The following is a 1,956-nucleotide window of genomic DNA, read 5'->3' on the forward strand; positions in this document are numbered from 1 at the left end:
GCATGGTCTTGTCCTTGAGCTGCGCCGGCAGCTCGAAGGTCGCGTGATTGGTATGGTATGGCATGCTTGACGGTTCTTTCATCTTGGTTCTCTTTGGGGCGATATCCACCAGCCCCGATCAGCTTGAGCGTGCCCTTTCTGCGGCGGGCAAAAGCCCGCGTTGCAGGAATCGTCGCTGATGACCATGATGTGGCTGCCGGCACTTAAACTACCAGGTTTAACCTTCAGGCTCAATGAAGATCACAGCCACCATCCGCGCTACCATTGTACGTTGCTTAAAACGCCGCCACTTAGCGTGAGCAAACTAGTTGTAGTCGGGTATAACGCGACCAACTTATGATCAATGAAATAGTATTCGGCGAAAACTGGAGGATTTTCAATATTCTTATAATCCCGTCCAAACCACGTCGCCTCATTTATTTTCGAATCTTTGTTTTTGAGCCTAAATTCGGCAATAAATTCTTCACCCATATCTTGCTGCGAAAGCTCTTCATCGAACGCTTCTTCAACATATACAGACACTAAACATTTAAGAAGAAATCCATCAATCGACTCGTGCACGACCCCATACCTATCGCCTTCGTCATACAGATAAATCTTTCCCGATTTACAATCGATACAATACGAGTCTCCAATGAAGCTGGAGCCGAAATAGACTGCACCCGGGGGTGTCTCCATTTGAGGATGATTTTCGAGGTACACTCTTTTCACATTCGCGAAATCAAAATCTCCGCCATATTGCCTAAAAATCTCTGGCCGCCCTCCTGGCTCACAACCGAATCTCGTGAAAAACTGCACATGATCCTCACGAAAATCAATACTTCTTTCAGCTGCGAATTTTTCGATGTCTGCTTGAGCAACCGGGCGGGCATCTTTAACATAAGCCATCAACAATTTCACTAAACCATTTAAGTTACTCATCTAAGCTCTCACTCACATTTTTCCCGCTATTCGCGGTATTGTTATAAATTTCCTGATTAGGCGGGTGGGCGCACGTTGCACACGGGTTCATCTCGCGACTCGGCGACCCGTCCGCATCAGAAAGCCGATGAGGATGGGGATTAGGTAAATCTGAACGCCAATATGTCGCGCTGCCATTGATCGGGCTCTTATTTTGTGCTGCGGCCGTACATGCTTTTGGCTCTGCACAAAAGCCGGGCTGATTGCCAAGCGGCTGACCACGGGAATCTCGTGGCAGAACGATACTATCATTACCATCCAACGTTGTGGATCCAACTTTATACTTATCTTTCCCAAGATTCTTGTCTAAACCAGCTTGCAATTGGGCCATTCTCCTTGCGGTTTTTGGAGAGCTTAAATCTCCAGAGAGCCCAACACTCACGGTACCGTCTTTGTGAGTCAGTACTTGTATTACTGGCGACTTATCCGGAGGGAAAAACTTTTTCATCACGCCAGCGACTTTTTCTGCCTCAGCAAATGCCGCTGGGGTACGCACGTCGAAAACCGATTTAGCAACCGCAGGAACAGCTGCCGCAGGCGGCCTATCTGGCGCGTCAGGCGCATTGGGAGCATCAGGAGACTTTATCTTCGGAACGTCGATAAATGACTTGAGCACCCGCCCGCCGGTCACAACGCCGGCAATTTCCACTCCCGCCTCAACACCCCCAAAAACAACTGCCGTTGCCCCAAGCCCGATGTGCTCTTCCGAAAAATCCTTCGCTACCGTGATCTTTTCTTGCACGTAAGTACCAACCGGCTTGAGCGCCTCGCCGATTTGCTTTGCGCCGTCGCTTCTGAAATTATAGTTCAACCCTTCAGCGATCTCTTTTTGCACGCCGACTGCCGCGTCCACGGAGTCAAGCATGTACGGGATTGAGGCGAGGCCCGCACCAATCCTCACCACAGAATTGTAAAAACCTCCAACGACAATTTCGCCCGCGCCCAGAACAAGCGTCGCCCCATTCTCGACCAGTTCGACCACTTCTTCGAAAATGC

General features: G+C 49.6%; 1 protein-coding gene and 1 pseudogene. Both read right to left on the reverse strand.

What is annotated here, in order from left to right:
- Positions 1-258: 258 nt before the first annotated feature.
- Complete coding sequence (locus F2P45_RS34070) at positions 259-921, reverse strand: SMI1/KNR4 family protein (RefSeq protein ID WP_166882635.1); 663 nt, start codon at positions 919-921, stop codon at positions 259-261.
- A pseudogene (locus F2P45_RS34075) lies at positions 914-1,956 on the reverse strand (hypothetical protein); the annotation flags it as partial. The gene F2P45_RS34070 and the pseudogene F2P45_RS34075, both read right to left, overlap by 8 nt.

The sequence above is a fragment of the Massilia mucilaginosa genome (assembly GCF_011682145.1).
Lineage (GTDB): Bacteria > Pseudomonadota > Gammaproteobacteria > Burkholderiales > Burkholderiaceae_D > Telluria_A > Telluria_A mucilaginosa.